This is a genomic window from Ruegeria sp. BC1 (assembly GCF_056539305.1).
Window position 1 is genome coordinate 1 of record NZ_JBQFUT010000020.1, and the last position, 6,078, is coordinate 6,078.

The 6,078-nt window shown below is 57.7% G+C and carries 7 protein-coding genes and 1 pseudogene; 5 read left to right on the forward strand and 3 right to left on the reverse strand.

Annotated elements, in window-relative coordinates:
* The 3 genes from ACR0IY_RS21825 to parC form a co-directional block, all read right to left on the reverse strand.
* Nucleotides 1-91: GTP-binding protein (locus tag ACR0IY_RS21825; protein WP_215675807.1), on the reverse strand; the 91-nt coding region annotated here is incomplete at its 3' end.
* 113 nt (nucleotides 92-204) lie between these two features.
* Entirely contained in the window at nucleotides 205-798 is a 594-nt protein-coding gene (locus ACR0IY_RS21830; RefSeq protein WP_480677126.1) for a hypothetical protein, read from the reverse strand.
* A 97-nt stretch (nucleotides 799-895) separates the two neighbouring features.
* Nucleotides 896-3,244 carry a DNA topoisomerase IV subunit A gene (parC, locus tag ACR0IY_RS21835; RefSeq protein WP_480677128.1) on the reverse strand — a complete coding sequence of 783 codons (2,349 nt, stop codon included), beginning with the start codon at nucleotides 3,242-3,244 and terminating at the stop codon, nucleotides 896-898.
* A 200-nt stretch (nucleotides 3,245-3,444) separates the two neighbouring features.
* On the opposite strand from parC, the gene ACR0IY_RS21840 reads away from it, so the two are divergent.
* From ACR0IY_RS21840 to ACR0IY_RS21860, 5 genes and pseudogenes are all read left to right on the forward strand, one after another.
* Nucleotides 3,445-4,056 carry an SH3 domain-containing protein gene (locus ACR0IY_RS21840; RefSeq protein ID WP_480677130.1) on the forward strand — a complete coding sequence of 204 codons (612 nt, stop codon included), beginning with the start codon at nucleotides 3,445-3,447 and terminating at the stop codon, nucleotides 4,054-4,056.
* Nucleotides 4,057-4,125: 69 nt separating this feature from the next.
* Entirely contained in the window at nucleotides 4,126-4,953 is an 828-nt protein-coding gene (locus ACR0IY_RS21845) for an SDR family NAD(P)-dependent oxidoreductase (protein ID WP_480677132.1), read from the forward strand.
* Between the two features lie 80 nt (nucleotides 4,954-5,033).
* Nucleotides 5,034-5,237 (forward strand): twin transmembrane helix small protein, encoded by a 204-nt coding sequence (locus tag ACR0IY_RS21850; protein WP_480677134.1) that lies wholly within the window; start codon nucleotides 5,034-5,036, stop codon nucleotides 5,235-5,237.
* A complete protein-coding gene (locus tag ACR0IY_RS21855) occupies nucleotides 5,238-5,810 on the forward strand; it encodes a cob(I)yrinic acid a,c-diamide adenosyltransferase (protein WP_480677136.1) in 573 nt (190 codons plus the stop codon). It begins immediately after the preceding gene.
* A gap of 177 nt (nucleotides 5,811-5,987) precedes the next feature.
* Nucleotides 5,988-6,078: pseudogene (locus ACR0IY_RS21860) on the forward strand (electron transfer flavoprotein subunit beta/FixA family protein); the annotation flags it as partial.

A 6,078-nucleotide genomic window follows, 5' to 3' on the forward strand; every position in this document is an offset into this window, starting at 1 on the left:
CTGCGGTCAGCGTGGTCTTACCATGGTCAACGTGGCCAATCGTGCCGATGTTGACGTGCGGTTTTGTACGCTCAAACTTTTCCTTTGCCATTCCTCAGGCGCCCTTTTGCGATTTGGGGGACCCTTGGTCCCGTGGTTACATCTGCGCGCGCGAGATATTGGGTTCGGCAGGGAAAATCAAGCACATCCTGCGTGAAAAGCAGGTTAAGACGCCGGATTTTGCGTGACCACGTCAGAATCGAGCGGTTGGATCAGGTCGGGGCGGCGATCAAACCAGCCATTGTCCTTATGTTCCTCGGCCAGCCATTCCTCGACTCGGTCTGCAACTTTTAGTGCTAGCCCGCTCATTTGCTCTTCTTTTGTGCGCTCGTGTCCGGACCCTTTCAGCGCGCTGCCGCCCGTTGTGTCTTCGAGCACCTGGAATTGTTTGCCTTTGGCCAGAAATTCTTTGCTTTTTACGTCATAGACGTTGACCAGAACGATGGCCGTGCTTTTGGGGTTGTAAATCACCGGAATACCGGGTGGGGCCAGCATGTAACCTTCCAAGCTTATGCCAATGTCGTATTCCTGCGCGCCTTCATACCGGCCCAAACGAATATCAACCGCATTCTGAATCGCATCGGTCCATTCTTGCGGCGTCGCATCGCGCGAAACCGGTCCCTGCACCGCCTTGTCAGCAAAGGCATAATTGACGCGCAGCTTGAACTCACCCAGTGACTCGGGCTCTTCATAAACCTGCGTTTGCGTACATGCACCCATCAGGGCCAGTCCGGTTATCAGTGTCAGAATGCGCAACATGGTCTCGTCTCGATAGGCCTGATTTTATTTGATCTAGCGCACTGATACGGCCTGTGCCAAGCCGTATCGGCAGAATTCCCCTGTGCCTAGGACACAATCACGAGAATTTATAGTCGCGCGGGAAGCCATAGGGTGGTTTTTTCCCAACGCTGGCGCGCTTGGACAGCCATTGTGACATATCCGCCTCGTGCCGGGTCTTGTCGCCGCCCATGGACCATTTCAGGCCCTCTTCCCAGTTGAAGGTCGTGACATCCGACAACCCGCCATCCAACTCCAGGGTCCCCTGTCGGCCGCGCGCCATGTTGTATTTCTGCAGGCGCACGCCTTTGCCTCGGGTCATCTCGGGCAGGTCTTCGGTTGGAAAAACGAGGAACTTTCCGTTCTGAGACACTACGGCCACGTGGTCGCCCTCGACCGGTTTGCAGATCATTGCCGTTTCGTCGCCTTTGACGTTCAGCACCTGTTTGCCGTTGCGAGTCTGGGCCAGCACGTCATCCTCGGGCACCATGAAGCCATTGCCCGCATCCGAGGCCACCAGCAACTTGCGCCCCGGTTTGTGGATCAGGATGTCGATGATCTGCGCTTCGTTCGGCAGGTCAACCATCAGTCGCAGCGGCTCGCCCATGCCCCGCCCGCCAGGCAGATTGGCAGCACTGACGGTGTAAAACCGGCCGTTCGAGGCAAAAACCAGCAGTCGATCGGTTGTTTCTGCGTGGAAGATGAAACGCGGGCCGTCACCGTCCTTGAACTTAAGCTCTCGCTTCAGGTCGATATGGCCGGTCATGGCGCGAATCCAACCCATCTGAGAGCAGACGACCGTGATCGGTTCTTTGTCGATCATCGCCTCAAGCGGCACCTCTTCGACCTGCCCCGCCTCGGCAAATTGCGTGCGCCGCGCCCCGCCTTCGTAGTCTTTCCCGAAGGTCTTCTTGGTTTCTTTCAACTGCTCGGCGATCTTGGCCCATTGCAGAGCGGGATCGGCCAGCAGGTCTTCGAGGTTGGCGCGTTCCAGCATCAAATCATCGCGTTCGCGGACCAGCTCCATCTCTTCCAGACGGCGCAGGCTGCGCAGGCGCATGTTGAGGATGGCGTCGACTTGAACTTCGGACAGCTCGCCCTCACCCGGCTTGGGCGAGACATAGTCAGCCTCATCAGTTGCGCGGACGTGGTCGATGCCCCAATCCTCGCGCATCAGCGCGGCTTTGGGGTCGTCATCGTAACGAATGATGTCGATCACACGGTCGAGATTGAGGAAGGCGACGATAAAGCCCTCCAACACCTCCAAACGGTGGTCGATCTTCGCCATGCGGTGACGTGAGCGGCGCAGCAGCACCTCTTGCCGGTGATCAAGGAAGGCCCTCAGCACCTCCTTCATCGAGCAGACCTTGGGCGTCACCCCGTCGATCAGCACGTTCATGTTCAGGCTGAACCGCACCTCAAGATCCGAGTTCCTGTAGAGCATGCCCATCAGGACTTCGGGGTCCACGTTCTTGGACCGCGGCTCCAGAATCAGACGGATGTCATCGGCGGATTCGTCGCGCACGTCGGCGAGGATCGGGATTTTCTTGGTCTGGATCAGTTCGGCGATCTTTTCGATCAGCTTGGACTTCTGCACCTGATAGGGAATCTCGGTGACAACGATCTGCCACTGGCCACGACCCAGATCCTCGACCTCATACTTACAGCGCAGGCGGAACGATCCACGCCCGGTGCGATAGGCCTGCGCAATGTTTTCAGGCGGCTCGACGATCACGCCGCCGGTTGGGAAATCCGGACCGGGCACATAGTTCAACAGCGTGTCGTCACGTGCGTCGGGCGTCTTGATCAGATGCAGACAGGCGTCGCAAAGCTCCGAGATGTTATGCGGCGGAATGTTGGTCGCCATCCCCACGGCAATACCGCTGGCACCATTGGCCAGCAGGTTCGGGAACTGTGCCGGCAGCACAACCGGCTCGGTCAGTGTGCCGTCGTAGTTGTCGCGGAAATCAACGGCGTCCTCGTTCAGACCCTCCAGCAGCGCCTCGGCCACGATGGTCATCCGCGCCTCGGTGTATCGCGAGGCCGCCGGGTTGTCGCCGTCGATATTCCCGAAATTCCCCTGACCGTCGACCAGCGGGTATCGGACGTTAAAGTCCTGCGCCAGACGCGCCATCGCATCGTAAATCGCGGCATCGCCATGCGGGTGATAGTTACCCATCACGTCGCCGGAGATTTTGGCTGACTTTCGGAATCCACCCGTCGCGCTGAGTCGTAGCTCACGCATTGCATATAGGATTCGCCGGTGAACCGGCTTCAGCCCGTCGCGCGCATCGGGCAAAGCCCGGTGCATGATGGTGGATAGTGCATAGGTCAGGTAGCGTTCGCCAATTGCGCGGCGCAGCGGTTCGGCTACCTCGCCCCCATTGTGGGGGGCCTCCATGTTGGGGTCGTCGATCGTGTCGTTCATACATGATGTGATACGCCGCAAGCGCGCCTTGGTAAAGCAAGCAGCGCATATTTTGCTGGGGACAAGTGGCGCTTTTTGCAACAGGGGGAGGCAACCCCTCGAATTCCCCCATTTTTCGACTCGAACCCCGAAATATGGTAGGCTGCGTGTATTAGACTGCTGCCTATTTCTTGTTTCTTGCGATTACCGGGGGATGCGCCATGACGCGCCTTATTGTTATAACTTTCGCCGCACTCGGGTGGTGCTTTTATGTCGTCAGTGGCGGGCCCGAGTTTGAACCGCGCGGAGTGCGCAGTGATCAACCGCAACGCGTTGCTTCAACCTACAACCCTGCCCCGGTCGCCCCGGCCCGTGTCGAAGAGCTTGTCACGAACGTAACAATCCGCGCGCCTGCCGAACGGGTGCAACCTGAACCCCCTGCGGAAGAAGTGGTTGAATTCGTGGCGGAAAACGCCAACCTCGATACTTTCTCGGGCCTCTCAGTCTTTGCGGATCAAAGCGCCAATATCACCCTCGCCTCGCTGGAGGACGGCGTAGCTGGGTTGCGTCAAATCGCGGCTGAGCCAATCGAAAACGTCATCGAATCCCCCGCGTATTCTGAACCTAAAAAAGACATTCGTGAAATCTCGGGCACCCGCGTGAATATGCGCGACGGGCCGGGAACGATCTATCCCATCATTGGCAAGGCCACCATTGGCCAGAAGGTTGAGGTTCTGAGCGAGTCCGGAACCGGCTGGCTGCGCCTGCGCGTGTTGCCTCAGCAACAGGTGGGTTGGATTTCAGCGTCTTTGGTCCGAAAAATCGCAAACTGACGTCGTGCTGTCATTGTCCTGACCCGAACCACGCAATAGCTATAACTCAGGTTCAGCTTCAGGAAGACCATGCAGAAAACCATTCTTATCACCGGCTGTTCGTCTGGCATCGGTCTGGACGCCGCTCATGGTATGCGCGCTCGCGGATGGCAGGTGTTTGCGTCCTGCCGCCAGCAGCGCGATTGCGACCGGCTAAGGGCACAGGGGTTTGAAAGCCCGCGCATCGACTACACGAACACCGAAAGTATTGCCTCTGGCCTGGCCGAAGTGCTTGAGGCCACAGGCGGTACGCTGGACGCGCTGTTCAACAACGGCGCACACGGTCTACCCGGTGCGGTAGAAGATCTACCAACGGACGGGTTGCGTCAGATATTCGAGGCGAATTTCTTTGGCTGGCACGACCTGACACGGCAGGTGATTCCGGTGATGCGCGAACAGGGGCACGGGCGAATCGTTCAGAACTCATCCGTTCTTGGGCTTGTCGCTTACCCATGGCGCGGCGCCTATGTGGCCACTAAATACGCAATCGAAGGCTTGACGGATACGCTGCGCCTGGAACTTGCCGATACAGACATCCGGGTCATCCTGATCGAGCCCGGCCCGATCACATCGAAACTCCGCGAGAATTCGATCCCGTTTTTCGAGCGTTTCATCAACTGGCAGAACTCGGCCCTGCGCGAAAGGTACGAGGATTCCCTGTTGAAAAGATTGTACGAATCCTCGGGCCCTGACCGTTTCGAACTGTCCGCATCCGCTGTAACGGACAAGCTGGCACATGCCGTCGAATCCAAGCGCCCCCGCGCCCGCTACTATGTAACAACCCCGACCTATATCGCTGGATACCTGCGCCGCATTCTGCCCACTCGTACGATCGACCGTATCCTTTCGGACGTCTGAGGCGAATTTACCCGTTCGCTTTTCGCTCCTTCGGGGCTAGATGATAGGGCAGGAAAACAAGAAACGCGGACGGTGTGCTCATGGACCTTTTGATGGTCGTTTTGCTGTTGGCCATGGCGGCGGTTGTCGTCGTGCTGGCGATTGGCATCTCAAACTTCGGCAAAAGCGGCAAGTCGGCCGCGATGAAAAGCAACAAGATGATGCGCCTGCGTATCCTGTTCCAATTCATTGCCGTGGTGTTGATCGTGCTCTACGTCTGGCTGCGTGGACAAGGAGCACAGTAAATGGTCGTTCTGAACAAGATTTACACCCGCACCGGCGATGACGGCAAAACCGCGTTGGGCAACGGTGAACGGGTTGCCAAATACTCCGGTCGCGTTGCAGCCTATGGCACTGTAGACGAGTTGAACTCGTTCGTCGGCGTAGCCCGCACTGAAGCCGAGGGCGAGGTCGAAGCCGCCCTGTCCCGCATTCAAAACGATCTATTCGATCTGGGAGCCGATTTCTGCCGCCCCGACATGGAGAAAGACGCCGAGGCCGACTATCCCCCGTTGCGCATCGTTCCCGGTCAGATTGATCGCTTGGAAGCTGAAATCGACACGATGAATGAAACGCTGGAACCGCTGCGCAGTTTCATTCTACCGGGCGGCTCGCGGCTGGCGGCGCATCTGCATGTGTGCCGGACGGTGTCGCGTCGGGCCGAGCGGCTCGCGGTTGAACTGACCAATATGGAACCGGTTAATGAAGTGGCAGTGAAGTACCTCAATCGCCTCAGCGATTGGTTCTTCGTGGCTGCGCGCTGTGCCAATGAAAACGGGACGCAGGATGTGCTTTGGGTTCCGGGGGCGAACCGCTAGCACGAAAACCGCTATCTAACTGGCCGACACGAAAAAAAATACAAAACGCGACGTCCCAAAGCTACGACGTGACGATTTTGCCCTGTTGTCACGCGAATTGAGGCGCTATTCAGGCTTCCGAGAGCATTGGTGGAGTCGCAACGCGGCTTACCGTTTTTTGTGAGGAGCAAGCGCAAAATGAAGGTACTCGTGCCTGTCAAACGCGTGATTGACTATAATGTGAAGGTTCGCGTTAAGGCGGACGGTAGCGGAGTTGATCTCGCCAATG